Origin of the sequence: Prosthecobacter sp., assembly GCF_029946185.1 — a bacterium.
In the GTDB taxonomy this organism is placed as follows: domain Bacteria; phylum Verrucomicrobiota; class Verrucomicrobiia; order Verrucomicrobiales; family Verrucomicrobiaceae; genus Prosthecobacter.
Genome location: NZ_JAQSEA010000231.1, coordinates 1 through 20,675, shown reverse-complemented (window position 1 = coordinate 20,675; position 20,675 = coordinate 1). Strand labels below are relative to the sequence as shown.

General features: G+C 59.1%; 19 protein-coding genes. 8 read left to right on the top strand and 11 right to left on the bottom strand.

The genetic code is table 11. The features are described 5' to 3' along the window. The 3 genes from PSV43_RS19255 to PSV43_RS19245 all read right to left on the bottom strand — a co-directional run. Window positions 1-654: peptide MFS transporter (locus PSV43_RS19255; RefSeq protein WP_300201270.1), on the bottom strand; the 654-nt coding region annotated here is incomplete at its 3' end. 55 nt (window positions 655-709) lie between these two features. Continuing rightward, window positions 710-2,620 (bottom strand): DNA polymerase III subunit gamma/tau, encoded by a 1,911-nt coding sequence (gene dnaX / locus PSV43_RS19250; RefSeq protein ID WP_300201267.1) that lies wholly within the window; start codon window positions 2,618-2,620, stop codon window positions 710-712. Window positions 2,621-2,674: 54 nt separating this feature from the next. After that, a complete protein-coding gene (locus PSV43_RS19245) occupies window positions 2,675-2,923 on the bottom strand; it encodes a type II toxin-antitoxin system PemK/MazF family toxin (RefSeq protein WP_300201265.1) in 249 nt (82 codons plus the stop codon). A 132-nt stretch (window positions 2,924-3,055) separates the two neighbouring features. Here PSV43_RS19245 and PSV43_RS19240 point away from each other — a divergent pair, with 132 nt between their 5' ends. Further along, on the top strand, window positions 3,056-4,267 hold the full coding sequence (locus PSV43_RS19240) for a radical SAM/SPASM domain-containing protein (protein WP_300201262.1): 1,212 nt from the start codon (window positions 3,056-3,058) through the stop codon (window positions 4,265-4,267). Between the two features lie 262 nt (window positions 4,268-4,529). On the opposite strand, the gene PSV43_RS19235 is transcribed toward PSV43_RS19240, so the two are convergent. Then, complete coding sequence (locus PSV43_RS19235) at window positions 4,530-5,198, bottom strand: transposase (RefSeq protein WP_300201259.1); 669 nt, start codon at window positions 5,196-5,198, stop codon at window positions 4,530-4,532. 277 nt (window positions 5,199-5,475) lie between these two features. Between PSV43_RS19235 and PSV43_RS19230 the strand changes: the two genes are divergently transcribed. The 3 genes from PSV43_RS19230 to PSV43_RS19220 are packed head-to-tail and all read left to right on the top strand — an operon-like array spanning window position 5,476 to window position 7,687. After that, window positions 5,476-5,706: a hypothetical protein gene (locus PSV43_RS19230; RefSeq protein WP_300201256.1), complete on the top strand. Its 231-nt coding sequence runs from the start codon at window positions 5,476-5,478 to the stop codon at window positions 5,704-5,706. Between the two features lie 2 nt (window positions 5,707-5,708). After that, the gene (locus PSV43_RS19225; RefSeq protein WP_300201253.1) at window positions 5,709-6,401 is read left to right on the top strand and encodes a TIGR00266 family protein; all 693 of its coding nucleotides are present in this window, start codon (window positions 5,709-5,711) and stop codon (window positions 6,399-6,401) included. A gap of 5 nt (window positions 6,402-6,406) precedes the next feature. Next, entirely contained in the window at window positions 6,407-7,687 is a 1,281-nt protein-coding gene (locus PSV43_RS19220; protein WP_300201250.1) for a M48 family metalloprotease, read from the top strand. Between the two features lie 101 nt (window positions 7,688-7,788). Here PSV43_RS19220 and PSV43_RS19215 read toward each other — a convergent pair whose 3' ends face one another. The 6 genes from PSV43_RS19215 to PSV43_RS19190 all read right to left on the bottom strand — a co-directional run bounded on the left by PSV43_RS19215 (window position 7,789) and on the right by PSV43_RS19190 (window position 12,511). Then, a complete protein-coding gene (locus tag PSV43_RS19215) occupies window positions 7,789-8,670 on the bottom strand; it encodes a protein-disulfide reductase DsbD domain-containing protein (RefSeq protein ID WP_300201247.1) in 882 nt (293 codons plus the stop codon). Window positions 8,671-8,694: 24 nt separating this feature from the next. After that, on the bottom strand, window positions 8,695-10,059 hold the full coding sequence (gene asnS, locus PSV43_RS19210) for an asparagine--tRNA ligase (RefSeq protein WP_300201244.1): 1,365 nt from the start codon (window positions 10,057-10,059) through the stop codon (window positions 8,695-8,697). 172 nt (window positions 10,060-10,231) lie between these two features. After that, window positions 10,232-11,113, bottom strand: a complete 882-nt coding sequence (locus tag PSV43_RS19205; RefSeq protein WP_300201240.1) for an SMP-30/gluconolactonase/LRE family protein — start codon at window positions 11,111-11,113, stop codon at window positions 10,232-10,234. A 12-nt stretch (window positions 11,114-11,125) separates the two neighbouring features. Then, window positions 11,126-11,383, bottom strand: coding sequence for a type II toxin-antitoxin system RelE/ParE family toxin (locus tag PSV43_RS19200; protein WP_300201237.1), 258 nt, complete (start codon window positions 11,381-11,383; stop codon window positions 11,126-11,128). Then, a complete protein-coding gene (locus PSV43_RS19195) occupies window positions 11,383-11,580 on the bottom strand; it encodes a hypothetical protein (protein ID WP_300201234.1) in 198 nt (65 codons plus the stop codon). The genes PSV43_RS19200 and PSV43_RS19195 overlap by 1 nt, the downstream gene beginning before the upstream one ends. Window positions 11,581-11,641: 61 nt before the next feature. After that, window positions 11,642-12,511, bottom strand: coding sequence for an alpha/beta hydrolase-fold protein (locus PSV43_RS19190; RefSeq protein ID WP_300201231.1), 870 nt, complete (start codon window positions 12,509-12,511; stop codon window positions 11,642-11,644). Between the two features lie 85 nt (window positions 12,512-12,596). Here PSV43_RS19190 and PSV43_RS19185 point away from each other — a divergent pair, with 85 nt between their 5' ends. Both PSV43_RS19185 and PSV43_RS19180 read left to right on the top strand, forming a co-directional pair. Further along, complete coding sequence (locus PSV43_RS19185; protein WP_300201228.1) at window positions 12,597-15,020, top strand: DUF1549 domain-containing protein; 2,424 nt, start codon at window positions 12,597-12,599, stop codon at window positions 15,018-15,020. Window positions 15,021-15,098: 78 nt separating this feature from the next. Further along, window positions 15,099-16,073, top strand: coding sequence for a ThuA domain-containing protein (locus tag PSV43_RS19180; RefSeq protein ID WP_300201225.1), 975 nt, complete (start codon window positions 15,099-15,101; stop codon window positions 16,071-16,073). On the opposite strand, the gene PSV43_RS19175 is transcribed toward PSV43_RS19180, so the two are convergent. Next, window positions 16,074-18,104 (bottom strand): hypothetical protein, encoded by a 2,031-nt coding sequence (locus tag PSV43_RS19175; RefSeq protein WP_300201222.1) that lies wholly within the window; start codon window positions 18,102-18,104, stop codon window positions 16,074-16,076. 264 nt (window positions 18,105-18,368) lie between these two features. Here PSV43_RS19175 and PSV43_RS19170 point away from each other — a divergent pair, with 264 nt between their 5' ends. After that, a complete protein-coding gene (locus tag PSV43_RS19170; RefSeq protein ID WP_300201219.1) occupies window positions 18,369-19,865 on the top strand; it encodes a choice-of-anchor K domain-containing protein in 1,497 nt (498 codons plus the stop codon). Window positions 19,866-19,873: 8 nt separating this feature from the next. After that, window positions 19,874-20,675, top strand: an 802-nt coding sequence (locus PSV43_RS19165; protein ID WP_300201216.1) for an ATPase, T2SS/T4P/T4SS family, incomplete at its 3' end; no start/stop codon positions are given.

The window sequence follows — 20,675 nt, the reverse complement described above, 5'->3', positions numbered from 1 at the left end:
AAGCAGCAGCGTCCATTCACGCCTCACATTCTGCCCTTCGTGAATCACGCGCTGACCGATATGCGCCACATTCAGATGCGTGAGTTTAAACTGCACCAGCCCCAGGAACATGCCCACCGCTGCTGCCGAGAAGCCCCAGCGCCAGCCCACCTCCTCCCCCAGCCAACCGCACAACAACTGACCAAACAATGCGCCGACATTGATGCCCATGTAGAACAGGGTGAACCCGGCATCCCGCCGCGAGCCTCCCTCGGGGTAAAGCTGTCCCACCAGCGCACTCATGTTCGACTTCAGCAAACCGGAGCCGAAGGCCACCAGGATCAGGCCAATGAAAAACGCCTGCGTGCTGTGAATGGCCAGGACCACATGCCCGATGGCAATGATGATGCCGCCCCACCACACCGCTTCTTTGGCCCCGAGCAGCCGGTCTCCCACCCAGCCGCCCGGCAATGCCGTCATATAAACGAGAGCCGTGTAGAGTCCGTAGATGGCGGCGGCCATTTCGTCCGTCAGCCCCATACCCCCACGATTCACCTCCGCCACCATATACAGCACCAGCAGCGCCCGCATGCCGTAGTAACTGAAGCGTTCCCACATCTCGGTGAAGAACAGCGTGTAGATACCGCGAGGATGGCCGGTGGGTGCGGAAGTCATGTGCGTGAAAAGGCCGCCATCCAAAGACAGCAAGCCCCTCATTGCGAGCTTTTACTTACTCAGCCGTCACCAGCTTCGCCTTAAACTTCACCATCGCCTGCTGGATGAGCTTATCGTTGTAAAAGTCGGGATCAGGCGTGGCGGCACCGATGTCAAGCTCAGCAGTCTTCGGCCCCTCGGCTTTGGCTTCCACCTTGGGAGCTTCTGCGGGTTTGGCCACAGAGGCTGGCTCATTCAGCAGACCCAGATCGATCTCGGCATGCACCGGTGCCTTGAGACTTGGATCGAGCACAAACTCGAACTTCATCGCCTTTCGCGTCAATTCATGAGCCAGTCCTTCGAGGAAGCTGACCTGCGCCGGGCGCATCAGGCTGTCGCGCGCAAAGCTCTCACTCGGTGGGAATCCCACCTTGATCGTGTTGCGCTCAACTCCAAGGAGCGTACCCGCCTGCACCCATGACATTGCCAAAGGGCGGCGGACCTGCACCTGCGTAACTAACTTCGACCAGAAAACGTCGTTGCCAAACAGCTCTTCCGGTTCATCCACAGGAGAAGGCTCTCTGACCTGTGCCGCCACCACAGGGCGCGGTGCGGGTGCTGGCTCAGGTACTTTCTCCACGACGGGTTCGGGTGCTTTCTCAACGGGAGGCGCTGCCTTTGCCACAGGCTGCGGCTCAGGCTCCGGTGCCCTCACCACGAGGGGCGGCGCGGGAGTCTCCTCACGCTCCACGGGCTGCGGCTTCACCGCTGGAGCGGCTCTCACCGGCTCCGCTGCACGTCGCATGGGAGGCGGTGCCGCCTGCACACGCGGGGCCGGCCGGGTCAAACCTTCGCCACTGCCCGAATCCAGCGCATCAATGACATCGCTGATCGAAACTTCATTCAGGCTCTGCACGGAGGCGATGACGCCAAGTTCAAAGTGCAGGCGCTTGTTGCTGGCCCAGCGCATGCGCGCATCCACATCGGCCAGACCATCCACCACACGCAGCAGTTGCTCCGTGTTTGCCATCTGCGCTTGGGCCACGACTTCTTCAGCCACTTCCGGGCTCAAATCTTCCGCCGCAGCTTCGGGATCGGCCTGCTGCACCAGCAGCGTGCGGAAATGCTGGATCAGGTCGCCCAGGAAGCGGCCCAGTTCCTTGCCAGCCTCGTTTTGCTCATACACGGCACGCAGGGCACCCACGGTATTGCTTTCGAGAATGTGCCGCGCCAGTTGCGCCACGGATTCACCGGAGGTGAAGCCAAACACATCCAGCACATCCTGCTCGGTGATGTGGCCGCCGCAGAAGGCCACGAGCTGGTCCAGCATGGACTGCGCATCGCGCATGCCGCCTTCCGCGCCTTTGCCGATGGCATACGCCGCCTTCTCGTCCAGGCTCACGTTCTCCAGTTTCGCGATGTGCAGCAGGTGCTTGGCGATCACCGCATTCGGGATGCGGCGCAGGTCAAAACGCTGGCAACGGCTGATGATCGTGGGCAGGATCTTGTTCGGCTCCGTCGTGGCAAAGATGAACTTCACATGCTCCGGTGGCTCTTCGAGCGTCTTGAGCAGGGCATTGAAGGCCCCCGTGGTGAGCATGTGGACCTCATCGATGTAGTAGATTTTGTACCGGCAGCGCGTGGGGGCATACTTCACGTTGTCCCGCAGCTCGCGCACCTGCTCCACGCCGTTGTTGCTCGCGCCGTCGATCTCCAGCACGTCCATGCAGCGCCCTTCGGCGATCTCGATGCTCAGCTCGTCCTGGGGATCAAAGTCGATGGTTGGCCCGCCCTTGGCGCACAATGCCTTGGCAAAGATGCGCGCCGTGGAGGTCTTCCCCGTACCACGCGGCCCCACAAACAGATAAGCATGCGCCAGCCGCTGCTGGGCGATGGCATTGCGCAGTGTTCGTACGACGTGATCCTGTCCGAGGACGTCTTCGAAAGTCTGGGGGCGATATTTGCGGGCAAAAACTTGGTAACTCACCCTTTCAGACTAACAAAGCGTAAGGATGAAGCCACTGGAACTTTGAACTTTGAATCAGAGACCAAGCAAATCGCGCAGCGTTGCCTTGACCCCGCTCATCTGATCTTGGGTGAGCGCGCCCAAGCGCCGAGTCAGTTTGCGCTCATCGAAGCTGGCGAAGCCTTGAACATTCAACGCTGATTCTTTGGGAAGCCAGCGCGGCTTGCCTAAATAAACGTCACCCCGCTGAGCACGAATCTGTGAGGTCAGTGGAGCCACAATGCCAAGCGCGCGTGCATTCTGCGGCTCGTCCGTCGCCCTCAAGCCACCGGAACTTTAGACTTTGAACATTGAACTTTGTCCCCCGAGCGGCGTATATAAAAGCTGCCTTGACCTCTTGACGGCGCAGCCCCCTGACCGCGCAGCGATCTGACCTTACGCTCTTTCCCCTTCCCCATGCTCCTTTCCCTGACCTCCCGCATTCTGAAAACCGTTGACCCGCTCTGCCTGGCCAAAATCGGCTGGAATTTCGGCTACAAGGGGGCGCGCTCGGTCATGCTGCACAAGCAGCGCATGAAGCAGGGGCAGTACTTCCCGCCATTCTTCTACATCTCCATCCTCAACTCCTGCAACCTCCGCTGCCAGGGCTGCTGGGTCGATGTGGACAAACCGCGCGAGTCGCTGAACCTCGATGAGCTCAACAAGATCGTGAACGACGCCAAACGGCGCGGCAATTCCTTCTTCGGCATCCTCGGCGGCGAGCCCTTCATGCACCCTGAGCTGTTCGACTTCCTCTCGATGCACCCGGACGCCTTCTTCCAGGTCTTCACCAACGGCCAGATGATCACCCCGAAGGCTGCCGAAACCATGCGCAAGCTCGGCAACATCACCCCCCTCGTCAGCATCGAAGGCACCGAGATCGTCAGCAACGAACGCCGTGGCAACAAAGACGTCCTCACCCGCACCCTGCGCGGCCTGCAAAACTGCCTGGATGCCCGCGTCCTCACCGGCGTGGCCACCAGCCTCTGCAAAACAAATATCGACGACCTCCTCACCGAGAAATGGCTGCGCCGCCTCATCGACATGGGCGTGCACTATGCGTGGTATCACACCTACCGTCCCGTCGGCCCCAAGATCAGCGCCGATCTCGCCCTCACTCCCGAGCAGATCACCCAGGTGCGCAAATTCGTCGTCAATATGCGCGCCAAGATGCCCATCGCCATCGTCGATGCCTACTACGACCACAACGGCCAGGCACTCTGCCCCATGGCCAACGGCATCAGCCATCACATCAGCCCCACAGGTGCCATCGAGCCCTGCCCCATCATCCAGTTCGCCAAAGAAAGCGTCCGCACCAATGACGACCTCTTCGACGTCTTCACCAAAAGCGAATTCCTCCGCGACTTCCGCAACATCGCCTCCGCCAACACACGCGGCTGCATCGTCCTCGAGCGCCCCGATCTCGTCAAAGCCGTCGTCACCAAACACAGCGCCAAAGACTCCACCATCCGCCAGACCGCCATGGCCGAAATCGAATCCATGACCCCACGCACCAGCCAATGGCGCGAAGGCGAAGAGATCCCCGAAAAGCACTGGATGTACTGGCTCGCCAAGAAGTTCTTCTTCAATGACTTCGGAGTCTATAAAGGCCTAGAGTCCCGAAAATAGCCCCCTCCTCTCAGGAGGATAGGCTTCCAGCCAGTCCGGCGGATCGAGGCGTCCCGCCTCCGTCCGGTTCCGATTACTCGCGCCGCAAAAAGCGCCTCTTCAGCGTCCAAAAAGGCTTAGCGTCCCGAAAATAGCCCCCTCTCCGGAGGATAGGCTTCCAGCCTGTCCGCCGGATCGAGGCGTCCCGCCTCCGTCCGGTTCCAAACCAAGGCGGGACGCCTCTATCCAAAGTCAGGCTAGAAGCCCGACCTCCAAAGATTGCTCACGCGCCAAAACCCCAGCCAACCTTTTCCCACGTGGGATGAACATAGCGCACCCATTGCGACTCCGTCAGTCCCGCCCTCACCGGATTCTTGCCAATATACCTCAGAGCTTTCCAAAGATGCTCCGAATCCCGAACCAGCGTATCATAGCTCTCGGCCTCCCAGACCTCGCCAGAGCGGCCCAAGTGTTTGTTGATCTCCTTGGCGGTAAAACTTTTCCATGAGTGCAGCAGTTCCCCCAGATCCATGCCCACAAACGGCCGCACCAGCACGTGTACGTGATTCGGCATGATGCAGTAGCTGGAAAGAAAGCAGCGCTGCTCATGGAAATGATGCAAAGCACGACTCACGATGCCAGCGCACGCCATATCCCGCAGCCAGCAGTCGCCACTGCATGCATCCAGCCATTCATCCACACGCCTCATGCATTCGCGGTGGAGTTTCTGCCACGCATTATCCCCTCCTGGCTCAGGGTGCATGCGCAGCCAGTCTTCGCGAAAACACTCCAGCTCGCGCAGCTTTTCAGCAGGCAGTGAATCAGCGAGCCGAAAGGTGATGAAGTAAGTAGCTCCCTCCTGCGTCCAATGCGGCAGCTTGCGCCGGTATTTGACGATGGGACGCGAGCTGTCCAGTGGCTCAAAATCAGGCGGCCCATCGCGAAAACTCATTCCCCATTGTGCCGTTCACCCATCCCCACTGTCAACGACAACAGCATCCCATCTCAGGAGGATAGGCTTCCAGCCTGTCCGGCGGATCGAGGCGTCCCGCCTCCGTCCGGTTCCGAACCAAGGCGGGACGCCTCTATCCATAGTCAGGCTAGAAGCCTGACCTCCTCGCTGGAGAGGCCCCCGTCTCTCCAGCACCGTTCGCCGCCTGCGGCGAATCTGGATATCCCCTCACCTTTTCACTTGCGGTGCGATCCTAAAATCGCTCTACATGGCATTCATGGCTCAAAATTCATTTTCTCCTGTTCTGGCTCGTGGCGGTATGGGCGGCATCGTTCGCTGGTTCATTCAGATCGTCATCTATGACATCTGCATCACCGGCATTCAGGACATCCTCGGCGTCAGCCGCATGGTGGCCCTCTTCATCTTCCTCGGCATCATGATTCTCATCAGCATCGGCGGCTACATGCTGCGCAAGAAGATGAGCGGTCAGGCTGACTCCGATATTTAGCCATGCGACACACGGTTCTTCACTCCCCTGCCTTTTCGACCTTGCGGCTTGATATGGCGGAGGGCGAGACCATTCACTCGCAGCCAGGCAGCATGCAGGCCATGACGCCCGGTTTTCAAATCGACGTCAAGGCCGGTCTGCACATGGGGGGCAAGCGCGGCATGCTCGGTGGTGTGCGCAGCCTTTTTGGCGGAGAGAGCTTTTTCACCGTCGTTTACAAGGCCAAGCGTGACGACCAGCACCTCATGCTCGCCCCCGAACAGATGGGCGAGATCCGTGCCATCGAAGTCACGCCTGAAACCGGCCTGAAACTCGCACGTGGTGCCTTCCTGGCCTCCACTCCCGAGCTCACCTTTGATCTGCACAATGCCGGCATGCAGGGCATGCTGGCAACGCGCGGCCTGTTCTTCCTGAAAACCGTCGGCTCCGGCACCCTCTTCCTCTCCAGCTACGGCGGCGTCATTGAGCAGAACCTCGCAGAGGGCGAGCGCTTCGTGCTCGACAACCGTAACATCGTCGCCTTCACCGACACCATGCCGTTTGAGTCCGTCGTGCTCACCCAGTCGCTCAAGGACTCCTTCCTCTCTGGCGAAGGCTTCGTCGTCCGCTTCACCGGCCCCGGCAAGGTCCTTTACCAGACCCGTGCGCGACCCTCCATGGGACTCATTCGCGGCTTCCTGCAATCCATCACTTAAGCAGGATGGAAAGCGTCCTGCCAGCGCCGCGCCGTCTCGTCACGCCCACGCGGGATGCCCTGCTGCGCAGCTTTCAGGCCAACGAATCGCGCTCCATGCTGTGGCTCGGCCTGGAACTGCTCGTCATTTTCGGCGGCATCGCTTGGTGGGTGGCACAGCCGCACCACATCCCCGACTGGCAGTTCGCCCTGTTTTTTGCGTGCGCCTTTTTGGGTCTGTTTGATTTCATCGTCACACAGTACCTCGCCAATCGGAAGCGCCTAGAGGACATCCGCCCGGAAGCAAAACTCGGACACCACACCCGCGACACCCTCATCGCCGCAGTGCGCCGCGTGCAGGAGCGCCTCGGCCTCACCGGCCAGCGCATCCCCGTCTATCTCGCTCCGGAAAAGGACGTCAACGCCTTCGCCATGCGCCTGGAGCTTCTCCCCGGCTGGCACCTCTTCAACAGCGTTCAGCTCAACCGCTCCATCGTTCATCTCCTCGATGAAAAAGAGCTCGAATCCGTCATCGGCCACGAGCTCGGCCATGTCTTCCCTTACTCGCCCATCGCCAGCCGCTGCATGCTCGTGCATGCGCTCCTTTCCGGCGTGCTCGCTCTCGTCATCGCCCAGGTGCTGCAAGACTACGACATCCGCTGGGGCTCGCCGCTCCTCGCAATCGGCGCGGCACGCTGGGTCGCTTTTTCAACCTGGGTCACGCAGATCCGCCTCGTCGAGTTTTTGTGCGACGACCACGGAGCCCGTGCCGCCGGCCTCGTCCCAGCCATCACCACCGAAATCAAACTCGGCATCGAGCACGAAGCACGCAACGCCCTCCTCGCCCACGTTCTCAAGGCCAAGCTCCGCCATACCGGCGTCCCCATCGCCCAGCTCCTCCAGGAATACGAAGACGCCATGCCCTTCGGCAGCGTCCAGTCCGCTCAAGCCCGCGCCCAACTGGAGCAGGGCATCAAGCGCCGTCTCACCGAGCACGATGAGACCTCTCTCAAAGGATTCTTCCAGTTCGCCTTCAAGAGCGACAACACCGACCAGGACGCCCTCAAAGAAACTCTGGCCGAAATGGAAGCCGTCAGCCGCATCGCCAAAGTCCCCGTCTCACTCCCAGACGTCCTCAACGATCCCCGTCTTATACCCGACCTCGTACAGCTCATCGAAGCCCACCCCGACCACGTCCTCTTCCACCTCGAAGCCGAACTCAACGACCGCAACTCCACGCACCCCAACACCTCCCGCCGCCTCCTCTACCTCTGGCGCAATCAGAAGGCCATCGCAGACGCTGCATGATCGGAGGATAGGCCTCCGGCCTGTCAACGGATCGAGGCGTCCCGCCTCCGTCCGGTTCCAAACCAAGGCAAAACGCCCCAGCCCCCAGTCAAGCCAGAGGCCTAACCTCCGCGCTGAATGCGTGGCGCCATCTGCAAGCACCTCAGCTTCCCACCCGACAACCATCCCTCCTCATTCCGTAAAATCACCCGCAGAGTCTTCGGCGGTTGATCACCCAGATAAGCATCCGCCTTGATGAGAGTGACCGTCATGGAACCATCCGCATGGCGCAAAACAGTCTGCGGCTTATCCGTGTCAAACCACCCGTCTTCGGTAAAGACGATGATCTTATCAGCCTCCCGCTGACTTTTGCTAACACGCGCCTCGCTGGTGACAGGCTTCATCACCAAAGTAATCACATCCCCCTTCTCGCTAGCACTGGACGTCCAAGCATCACTCCTCTGCTCAACCCGCGCCCGCTCAGCATCCAGCAGCTTATGCCACTTCGTATTCAGTTCCGCAGTGGCGGCGACAGGCAGCGTCAGGCTGAGATCCATCGAACCGGGGTGGCAGGAGTTTCCGCAAGCCATCCATGACGCGGTGCCGGTGAGGGTGACGGATTCGCCCACCTTCAAATTTGCAGGCGGAGTGATCTCCGTCCGCAGCATCACATCGCGATCAAACCCCTGCGCCTTGATCTTGAACATCAGCGTCCGCTCCGGCTCAGGATAGATCAGTTCGCCCGCTTTCCAGCCACGCGGAAGCTGCCACTTCATCTGCGTGGGTACCCCGACAATGCCGGGAAACCGCCAGTAGGTATGATAACCGCGATCATGCTCCAGCCAGAGACCGACGGTGAAAGGCTGGCCCGGGACGATGGCGGACTGCTCGGAGACAAGCTGGAGCTTGAGCCCCTGCTGGGCAAAGGATGAAGAATGAAGGACGAAGGATGAAAGCAGCAGGGTGAGCAGCAACACAAAGCGGCGGCTCGGACCATTCGTCATTTTGCATTCGTCATTCATCATCTCTCAATAAGCAGCATGCCCCGGCGTCCGTGCAAAGGGAATGACGTCTCGGATATTGGGTACGCCTGTGACAAACATGAGGAGGCGCTCAAAACCGAGGCCGTAACCCGCATGCGGCACGCTGCCATAGCGGCGCAGATCCGCGTACCAAGAGTAGTTTTCAGGATCCAAACCCTGCTTGGCCATCAGCGCTTCGAGAACGTCCAACCGCTCCTCACGCTGGCTACCGCCGACGATTTCACCAATACCCGGGACCAGCAGGTCCATCGCAGCCGCCGTTTTGCCATCATCGTTCTGCCGCATGTAGAAGGGCTTGATCTCCTTCGGGTAATTGAAAATCGTGACAGGCCCCTTGACGTGCTCTTCAGCGAGGTAACGCTCGTGCTCGGTCTGCAAGCCTTCGCCCCAGACCACGGGATTTTCAAAGCTACGCCCGCTCTTGAGCAAGATCTCAACAGCATCCGTGTAGCTGATGCGCTCGAAGGGTTTGGCCAGCGTCTGTTTCAGTCGCTCAATCAGCCCCTTGTCGATGAACTTGTTGAAGAACTCCAGTTCATCCGGGCACTCATCAAACATGGCTTGCACGAGGTAGCGCACCTGCTCCTCCGCCAGCGTCATGTCGGCGTCGAGATCGTAGAAGGCCATCTCAGGCTCGATCATCCAAAACTCCGCAGCGTGGCGCGTGGTATTGCTGTTCTCCGCACGGAATGTAGGGCCAAAAGTATAAATATTCCCCAGCGCACAGGCAAACGCCTCGCCCTGAAGCTGCCCGCTCACCGTCAAATAGGTTGGCCTACCAAAGAAATCCTGCTCGGGCTTCGTCGTGGTATTCGGCTTCAAGGTCGTCACCTGAAACATCTCCCCTGCCCCTTCGCAGTCGCTGCTGGTGATGATCGGCGTGTGGACATAAAAGAACCCGCGCTCCTGGAAAAAGCGATGCACCGCATAGGCCATCTTGCTGCGCACGCGGAAGACACTGCCAAACAAATTCGTGCGCGGACGCAGATGCGCGATGGTGCGCAGAAACTCCGGCGTATGTCCCTTCTTCTGCAAAGGATACGTCGCATCCGCCTCGCCCAGCAGCCGCAGTTCCTTCGCCTGCATCTCCCACTTCTGCCCAGCCGCAGGCGAAGCAATCAGATCGCCCACCACCTCGACAGAGGCACCTGTCAAAATACGCGGCAGCAGCTCAGCAGAGGGCAGCGCAGCATCCACAACCACCTGCAACCCCTTGAAGCAGGAGCCGTCGCTGATTTCGAGAAAGGAGCAGGCCTTTGAATCACGCTTCGTGCGCACCCACCCGCGTGCGATGATGCCGGGCCGTGCGGATTCCGAATGAATGAGGGAGTTGATAGTGTCGAATGGCATGAGCTGAAAGCTAACGAGTCTGGTGCTTCGGGCAAGAAAGTAGTCCAGAGCTTTAACTCGTTCTGGAAGGTGCCGAGTGAGACAGCCACGAACCAAAAAACATACCACCCCTACAAATAGCCCCAGTCATCGTCCGACAACCAAGCGCGGCCAGAGCCAAAAAAGCTCGCGACTACTTTTGTCCAAAATACCCCTTCACCTTGACCTTGCGGCCATAGATCTTCTCGCCACCCGCCACATAGAGAATGTCGTGGTCCTTGCCAGCAAACTCGACACTGACCACTTTGCCCGTCGCTTCCGGTTTGGCGATGATCCCAGCCAGACGCCCAGCAGTATCAAAAATCTGCACCCCAAGCTCAGTCGTGACAAAAGTGCGGCCGTTCGCCTCCGTCGTTGAGCCATCACCCGCAGCGCTCTCCTTGCCCACCGGCAGCCACATCGTCATGTACGGCGCGCCACCGGTCAGCGTGCCATCGTCTTCGATGCGCCAGGCCCACACATGCTTGCCACCGTATTCAGACGCAAACAGCGTACGTTCATCCGTGGATATAGTGATTCCATTAGGCTTCACCACATGACCTTCATCCGCAATGACGTGCTTCTTGTCCTTCGTGATGAGATGAATGCGCTGAGTGGGCGTCTCGGTGAAATACAAATTCCCCGTCTTACTGACAACAAGGTCGTTACACTTCACATCGGTGAGCAACACCTCCACCTCGCCCTTCATCGTGATGGCAATGATGCGCCCCTCCTTGTTATGGCAGGCATAAAAGCGCCCATCCGGCCCGATCTGCAAGCCGCTGATGCCCGGCAGATTATCGAGAAACAGATCCACCTTCCCCGTGGCGGCATCCAGCTTGTAGATACCCTTGCCCCCCTTCACATCGGTGAAGAACAAATTCCCTGCCTCATCGCAGCACAGGCCGTCGGTGAAAACATACCCACTGGCGACTTCCTTCCACGACTCCCCCTCGATGAGGTAGTCATGCAGCGAGGTGTCCTGCGCGAGCAAGCTTGAGGAAAGGAGACAGAGAGTGAGGAGGGTGCGTTTCATGCGTTTTGAAGGTCAATTGTAAATGTCTTTCCGATGCCCGACATCCACAATCAGGACAATGAGCTTGGAATCCTGGATTTGGTAAATGACACGATAGCTGCCAGAACGAATGCGCCAGAGCTCGGCATTACTCTTGAGTTTGATGCAGCAGGGAGGCCGGGGTTGCTCGCAAAGCCGGCGAATGTCTTTTTCGATCTGTTCTGCCACCGGAGGAGTCAATTTTCTCAATGCCCGGATGGCGGATTTCTCGAATTCAAGGGTGTAAGCCATCACTTCCACCCGAGTTCAACTTTCGCCTGTTCCCAACCAATGGTTGCGCTGCCTTCAGCCAAGATGGCTTCGGCTCTGGCAACATCAGCAGCATCCTCCTTTTCTTCACGTTTCGCCTCAAGCCATTCCACCAACTTCCAGAACTCCTGCTTCGGCAGGGATTCAATGGCCTTTTCGATTTCAAGCACGGTGCTCATGACGACGAAGATACTACCTCCTTGGCTTAGCTCAATAGCGAACCCTGAACCGCAAAGCGTGTTATTTCTTCCACAGCCAGCGCAGTGTATCCGGCAGCATGGAGCCACCGTGCTTGCCGTTGTGCGTGCCTTCACCGAGCACGAATTTGTAATCATACCCCGCAAACTTCAGCGATGCCGCCATATCCTGATTCGCCAGCGGCCAGTTGCCGAACTGGTTGTCGAGGTCGTTCTTGCCGTCCTGTAGGAAGACCTTGATTGGCTTCTTCTCCGACTTGCGGACCAGCGCAGGATAGACATAACCACCGCGAATATTCGTGAAGGAACCGATGTGGCTGATTACCTTGCGGAAGGCGTCAGGGCGCTCCCACGCCACCGTGAAAGCGCAGATGCCGCCGCTGCTGTTGCCACAAATGCCACGGCCTTCGGGGTCGTCGGTCAGCTTGTAAGTCTTGCTCACTTCCGGCAGGATTTCTTCGATCAGAAAGCGAGCATGCAGATCGCCGAGGGAATCATACTCAAAGCTGCGATTGCTCCGCGCCTTCTCCTTCGGATTCGTCGTGGGAAACACACCCGGATTGATGAAGATGGCAATCGTCACCGGCATCTCGCCCTTCGCGATGAGATTGTCGAACACCACCGGCACACGAAACTGACCGTCGTTCTTCACAAAGCCTCCGCCATCGCAGAACACCATCACATTCGCAGGTGTCTCCGCCTTGTATTGCGCAGGCACATACACCCACCAGTCCCGCGTCGTGCCCGGATAAATCTTCGAGTTCGTCCAGGCCGGCATCTGCGTCACCTTCCCCTGCGGCCCCCCTTCCTTCACCTGAGAATCAGGCCCAAGGACATACTGATCATCCTGCGGAGCAGCTTGAGCGAGTGAGGCGAGGAACAACGAGGCGGCGAAAAGAGGAAGAAACTTCATGGACGAATCCGAACGCTGGATGCACGAGACATCTTACATGCGTGAGAGGACCGCCCTCGTTCCGCCGTTCTTAAATCAAGCCTTCATGATTTTTCGTCTCCTCTTGCCCAGCATATTTGCGGTCACCGCAGTTTCCGCCGCCATCGACTTCCCTCACCAGATCGTGCCCATCCTGCGGGAGCACTGCGCGGAGTGCCATGCCGGGGACAAGAAGAAAGGCGGCTTCTCCTTCAATGATCGCGAATCCCTGATGGAAGGCGGCGAAGACGGCGCGGTGGTGGTGAGCGGCAAAAGCGCGGAGAGCGCCATGATCAAGGCCATCCTCTCCGCCGATCCCGATGACCAAATGCCGCCCAAGGGCAAGCGCGTGCCACCAGAGCAAATCGCGCTGCTGAAGCAATGGATCGACGAAGGCTTGCAGTGGGAGGAAGGTTTCGCCTTCAAAAAGCCCGCCTATGAGCCGTCACTGAAGCCGCGCTCACCCGCACTTCCTGCGGTGGTGGATGGACGAAGCAACCCCATTGACCGCATTCTCGACCAATACCTAGCGCAAAAGAAGCTCCCCCGTCCTGCAACCATCGACGATGCCACGTTCCTGCGCCGTGCCTATCTCGATCTCATCGGCCTGCTACCGTCACCCCAGGCACTGGAGACCTTCACCAAAGACACCTCCGCCGACAAACGCGCACGCCTCATCGACACCCTGCTCAAGCGCGACATCGACTACACGGAGCACTGGCTCACCTTCTGGAACGACCTGCTGCGCAATGACTACGGCGGCACCGGCTTCATCACCGGCGGGCGCAAGCAGATCAGCAACTGGCTGTACCACGCGCTGATCACCAACATGCCCTTCGATCAGTTTGTGCGCGAACTCATCGCGCCGCCGAATGACGAGAGCCGCGGCTTCATCGACGGCATCAAATGGCGCGGCGATGTCAGCGCCGGGCAGACCGTGGAAATCCAGTTCGCGCAGAGCGTTTCGCAGAGCTTCCTCGGCATCAACATGAAGTGCGCCTCATGTCACGACAGCTTCATCGACCGCTGGAAACTCAGCGAAGCCTATGGGCTCGCCGCCATCTATTCAAGCCGCCCGCTGGAGATCAGCCGCTGTGACAAACCCATCGGCCAGCAGGCCGTGGCCTCATGGTTGTTCCCAGAGATCGGCCAGGTCGATGCCAAGGCCTCACAATCCGAGCGCCTCAAGCAACTCGCCGCTTTGATGACTCATCCGCAGAATGGCCGCACCCCTCGCACCCTCGTCAACCGCTTGTGGCAGCGCCTGATGGGACGTGGTATCGTGCATCCGGTCGATGCCATGCAGACAGAGCCCTGGAGTGCAGACCTGCTCGACTACCTGGCCACACATCTCACGGAGCATGGGCATGATCTGAAACAGACGCTCGCCCTCATCGCCACATCCCAGGCCTATCAGTCCCATTCACAGGTCGTCACAAAAGGCAGCGACGACCACGGCTACACCTATGCCGGTCCACGCGCAAAACGCCTCACCGCAGAGCAATTTATCGATGCCATCTGGCAGCTCACCGGTGCAGCCCCCACGAAGATGGATGCAGGCGTACTGCGTGGAAAAGTCGATCCCGAACTCGCGAAACAAATCAAAATCAGCGGCCAATGGATCTGGGGCCACAGCGCCAAGCCCGGCAGCACACCGCCCTCCGGCGAAACGATCACACTGCGCAAGACCATCAAGCTCGAGACCGATCCCGCCAGCGCCAGCGCCGTCGTCACCTGCGACAATGGCTACACGCTCTTCGTGAACAACCGCAAGGTCAGCGCCGGAGATGACTGGACCAAACTCGCCGCCGTGCCGCTGCAAACCGCTCTCCACAAAGGCCCGAACTCCATCCTCGTCATCGCCACCAACGCAGGCAAAGGCCCCAATCCCGCCGGATTCTTCTTCGACGCCCGCGTGCGCGATGCGGCAGGCAAAGAAACCGCCATCAGCAGCGATGCCACCTGGGAATGGTCCGCCAAAGCGCCGCCCGCCAAAGAAGGCCGCATCGCCGCCTTCGAAGCCAAAGACTGGCAGCCCGTCACCGTCGTCAAAGCTCTCGGCTCATGGCAGCAGACCATTCATACCCAGGCCCCTTCGCTTCTTGCCCAAGGAGCCGCCGCCTCAGACCACATGATCCGCGCCTCGCTGATGAAATCCAACTTCCTCATGCGCACCCTGGGCCGCCCAAACCGCGACCAGATTGTTACCGCACGGCCGAATGACCTCACCACGCTGGAGGCCATCGATCTCGCGAACGGCAGCACTTTGTCAGACGCCATCGCCAAGGGAGCGCAACGGCTGCTGACGCTGCAACAGCCCACCCCGGTCGATTTAATCAGCGGGCTGTATCACCAGGCGCTTAGCCGTGAGCCAACGGCCAGCGAACTCGCCACAGCGCAAAGCCTCCTCGGCGCAAAGCCTACTCAACAGTCGCTCGAAGACCTACTGTGGGCCGTTTGCATGCTGCCCGAATTTCAGGTAGTGCGGTAGAGGGCGGTCCATGACCCACGGCTTCGGCTCTTGATTTGAGTCTGCGGCCGGGAAAGATGCGAATCACTCTACCAACCTATGAAGCCCCTCCAACTGCTCGTCATCCTTGCCGCCACCGCTGTTTCGCTCCAGGCCGTCACGCCTGACGGGAAACAAAAGCTCGTATTCATCGCCGGCAAGCCCTCCCACCCGCCGGGCATGCATGAGTTCCGCGCAGGCACGATGCTTCTCGAAAAATGCCTCAAAGGTGTGCCCAATCTGGTGGTGGACCGCCACGACATGGGCTGGGTGAGCGATGAAAAGACCTTTGATGACGCAGACGCCGTGGTCATTTATTCCGATGGCGGCGGCAAGCACCCCGCTGTGGTGGACGGTCACCTCGAAATTCTGCGCAAGCTGATGGCGAAAGGCGTGGGCTTTGGCTGCATGCACTACGGCGTCGAAGTCTCTGCTGGCCCGGCGGGCAAGGAGTTTCAGAATTGGCTCGGCGGCTATTATGAAAACGCCTATTCCTGCAATCCGATCTGGGACGCAAACTACACGCGGCTTCCCATACACCCCATTACCAGCGGAGTGCTTCCCTTCGCCACCAAGGACGAATGGTACATCCACATGCGCTTCCGCCCGGCCTTCGGTCATGGCGTGGCACCTGTGGCAGATGGCGCGGTGAAGTTTGACCCCATCTTGGTGGCGGTGCCCAGTGAAGCGACGCGCAATGGCCCCTACGTGGCACCCAAGGGCCCCTACCCGCACATTCAGGCAGAAATAGGCAGCCCTGAAACGACCATGTGGGCCATCGAACGTGCCGATGGCGGACGCGGCTTCGGCTTCACCGGCGGCCATTTCCACGCCAACTGGGGCGATGACAATGTGCGCAAGACGGTGCTCAACGCACTGCTCTGGGTGACGAAAGTCGAGGTGCCTGCCAGTGGCGTCGTTTCCACCGTGACCCCCGAAGAACTGGCGCAGAATCTAGACCCAAAATCGGCCCCCAAACCCAAGAGCGCCAGCAGCGAAACACCCCGCGTGTTTCAGCGCGTGGCCACCCGCTGATCAGAGGTATTTCTTTTTGAACATGGTGGTCTGGAAAGATTCCAGACGCTTGAGGATGGTGCGCAGCATCTGCTGCTGCTCGTCGATCATGCCAAACCTCGCAGGCTCCGAGATCTTCATGTTGTCACACTGCGCCTCGACGCGCTCGACGGCGATCTTGAGTTCCTTGAGCTTCTGGCCCAGCTCCGGGGTGATCCGGCTTTCCTTGACCGTGTTGCCCAGGATTTCTGCTTCACGCGAGAGGTACTGCACCGTCTTCGGCAGGGCGGCACTGCCGCCGACCAGCGCACCGCTGTAGGTATCGACCTTCGGCTTGCCTGGGAGATGGGGCCGCTGCGGCACGACCGACTGTGGCTCCGCCGGCAGTCCACCGTTGCGTCCATCAATGATTGTCGGCGTGATGAAGAGCATGAGGCTCTTGTGGTTCTTGCTCCGGCTCTTGTAGTCGAAGAGCCACTTAAGCCCCGGGATCTTGCTCAGGAAGGGCACACCCGCTTCGGATTCTTTTTCAGTCGCTTCATCCAGCCCGCCCACGGCGACCGTGTAGCCCGACTCAATCTCCACCGGCGCGTTGTAAACGCGTGACGAAGCAATCGGATACGGATTCCCGGAGATGACCTGGGTGCCGATGATGCTGGAGACGGTGACCGCCATGTTGAGCAGCACCTTGTCCCCCTGCATGCGCTTGGGCAGAATGTTCAACACGGTACCGATCGGCAGATAGGCCACCTTCGATGTGGTGGTGGCACCGACGACGCCAGCACTCGCCGTGGAGCTCGCGTCCAGCACCGGCTGGTTCACCACCGCACGGATGGACACCTCGCGGTTGCTCAGAGTGACCATGCGGGGATAGGACGTCGTATTGGTCTCCTGATCGCGCATCATCGCGCGCAGTTTCACGTTCACGTCCTGCGCACTCAGAATGCTCGTTGCTGGAAAACCTAGAGTGGCACCCACATTGTTGAGATTCGCGCCGGTCAGCAAATTGGCCAGATCGGTACGGTAACCGCCCGTCGTCGGCACGTTGTTGTAGTTGACCGTTGTGACCGGCAGCCCGGTGGTTGCATCGTTCGTGGTGGTGGTGTCCTGCACCTGCCGGAAATTCCCACTCTCCAGCGTCCCCGTCCAGTCGATGCCAAACTCACGCGAGGGGTCACGTGAGGTTTCGATGAATTTCACCTCCACGGCGATCAGGGTCTGCGGTTTGTCAGCCGCAGCGATGTAGCCTTCCACCCACAGGTGCTGCAGACGCGTCGCCACGATGTAGAGCGTGTTGGAATCCGATTTCCAGATCACCTTCGGTTTCCGCACCGCGCTCATGTCATTGGAGTTCATCGCCCGCGCGGCATTTTCATCGGTCCCAGCCCCCCCCAATCCAGGCACGCCGGTACCAGTCTGCGCCCCCTCCGTTTCCTCAGGTGGCAGCCCCAGCAAAGTGCGGATGTCATTGATCACTTCACTGCGTTTGACTGAAAAGGTTTGGCTGGCTCCTTGCAGATCCATCCCAATCGCCGCTCCACTGATCCCACCACCACTACCACCCGAACTGGATATGGAGGAAGAAGCGGACGCTGATGAGACACGTTCGACAAGTTCGACGGCGTTGTTCTTAATCTCATACGATTTACCGATGAGTTCGCGATCATCCGCAGGACGAATGTACCAGATGCCGTTGTCCGGAATGATCGCCAGCCCATTGGCTTTGCACAAGGTCTCCAGCACCTGGAACGGACTGGATCTGATGGAAAAAGTGATCAACCGCGCACCGTCCGTACTGTCATCAGGCAGGGAGAAGAACGAGATTCCAGCGTCCGTCGCAAGGAAGCGCAGCACATCACTCAGCATGGCCTTCGAAAAATCATACTGTTGCGGCGGCGCGGAACGCAGCCTGTTCGCCTCCATCTCATTCTCCGGCGACATTTGGTGCAGCGTGCCCTGGTTAAACTGAGCGCACAACATCGTGCCTGATAAGGTCGTCAGGGCGAGGCCTATCAGGAAAGTGAACTGGAGCAATGCAATGAAATGACGCATATTATGGTAATTATACCTGAAATGGAAAAACAAATCAAATGACATTTATCAGTCAAGTCTATTGATTTTATGTTTTATCCCAATTATTCGGCATTCTAAACATTTTCACCCATATCTGTTATATTTTCCATATCTTCCCTTGAATTTAGGGGATTTTAACTATTTAGTACAATATCAATGATAGCCGCTAGGGTCATAGCTTTGCGCTCAGACGTACGCAGTTCACACTGTCGTGGCGGATTCTCGTTGCTCGAACTGATCATAATGGTCGCCATCATCTCGGTGCTCGCATCGGTGGCCGTCTCCCTCCTCTCCGATGACTCGGACTCCGCCCGTGTGGCCAAGCTTCAATCCGACGTCGCCACCCTGAATCAGATGGTGGCCTTCTATGTCGCAGATGGCGGCAGTTTGGCAGGCATCAGCGCACCTCAGACAGTGCTCGATAAGATGAAACGCAGCCGCCCGCAGTCAGAATGGCAGCAGCATGTGGGCATTGTGTCAGGCCGGCTGCTGGACGTGCGGCTGTCCGCAGAAGTCACCACCCTGCCGGACAGGTCCAACAATCCCCGCGCCTTCTGGGACCGCACCAAGCAACGCTTCGTCATTAAGAAAGCGGCCGGCAGTGCGGTGTCCGATTTTTATCTGGATGAATCCCTCGCGAGTGCCGACTACGGCACGGAAAAACGCGCCAAATCCATTGTCTCTTTTAATGCCAGCAACAAGGGCTGGGTCTGGGGGACCTCCGTGTCGAGCCCCACTGCGACCTATCTCGATCCGCAGCCTTTCAAAGCCCCCACTCCCGGCTCGGCCTTTGACCCCTCTGAAACCGCCGACCCTTCATCAAACCCACCCACCAATCCCGGTGGCGGCAGCGGCGGCGGAGACGGTGGCAGCGGCGGTGGAGACCCCTCCCAGCCCACTCGGGCCGTTTTACCCATTCCTGTCATCTCTCCCGGGGGGGGCACCTTCGCATTCACGGGGTTTCCCACCATAGTCTCCATCAGCTCAGGGGCCCCACCCGATGTCTCCACTCTCATGTACAGCATCAATGGTGGAGGCTGGCAGGAATACACCGCCAGCATTCTGCTATTTCCTGCCATGACACTGCAGGCACGCAATGAAACGAGCCGCCCTGCCGAGTACGTCACCGGCCCTACCAACACGCAGACTTACTACCGGCTCACCAGCGGTTTCAGCGGCGCGGGCGAAGGCAGCTGGGGCAACGCCCTCGGTGGCACCAATCTCGTCACCACCATTCAGAACAGCGGCACCACCTCCACCTTCAAATCCGGCAACACCAAATTTGATCTCGGCAATGGCGAATACCTCGATGCAGGGGTGGAAAACTCCATGAGCTTCACGCCTGCGAGCTTCGAAAAAATCACACCCAACGTCTGGTTCGACTTTGGTGCGATGCAGATTTTGAACGGCACCACTTTCTATGACAGCGAGGCCACGGGCGTCACCCTCTCCGTCAGCATGAACCTCACGCAGCCCGCGCTCAGCTTCATCACCTATGTCAATCTGGGCTTCATCAGCACCACCAACACCAGTGATCGTCTCGCAAGCGCGGACATCGTCCAGTTGCTCAATCCAACCACCGATTTCACCGTCACCATCGATGGGGTCCAGTATCGGCTGGAGCTTGAATGGGTCTCAAAGGACCCCGCATCCAGCGTCGTCCAGGGCAACAACCTCCTCGTCTATGAAGCGGCCACCGCCGCAGTGCAGCTGCGCGGTCGCTTCACCAGCAATCATTAAAAAACACCATGGAAGACATTCACGAACGCAGTCAGCTTGGTTACCGGATGCTTCACCTCTCGAAGGATTCAGGGGTCAGCGACTTCTATGTCACCCCGTGGGAGGCGCTGACCTACAAGCGCAACGGCAAGCTGTTCTATGACTCATTCATCTACCAGCCTGAACGCCCCCTGGAGTTCACCCCCGGGTGCATCGACTACGCACTGCAACTCGGGCCACGGCGTTATCGAGTCAACCGCATGGTCACGCGCGGGCGTCCGCGCTGGGTGCTGCGTCTGCTCCCGGAAAGCATTCCAGACATCGCCAAGCTGATGGTCCCCCCGGCCGCCATCAAAGCTTTCCTCGAAGCCAAGAACGGCCTCTTTCTCGTCTGCGGCGCCACCGGCTCCGGTAAATCAACGACCATTGCCTCCATGATTCTTGAACGCGCCAAGCGCCGCCAGGAACACGTGCTCACCTTTGAAGACCCCATCGAGTTCGTCTATCCCTCCGGCATTCCCTCGCTGGTCTCTCAGCGTGAGATCGGCACGGACGAACTGGATTTCAACAAGTCTCTGCGCGCCGCCCTCCGTCAGGCGCCCGACGTCATTCTCGTGGGAGAAATCCGCGATGGCGAGACCGCAGAAATCGCCCTGCAGGCCGCTGAAACCGGCCACGTCGTTGTGGCCACCCTGCATACCTCATCCGCCGCGCAAACGGTGCAGCGCTACCTCAAGCTCATCCCCAGCGACCGCATGGAAAACGCCATGCTCTCCTTCGCAGACTCCATTCGCGGCATTCTCTGCCAGCGCCTGCTGTATGACGAGGCCC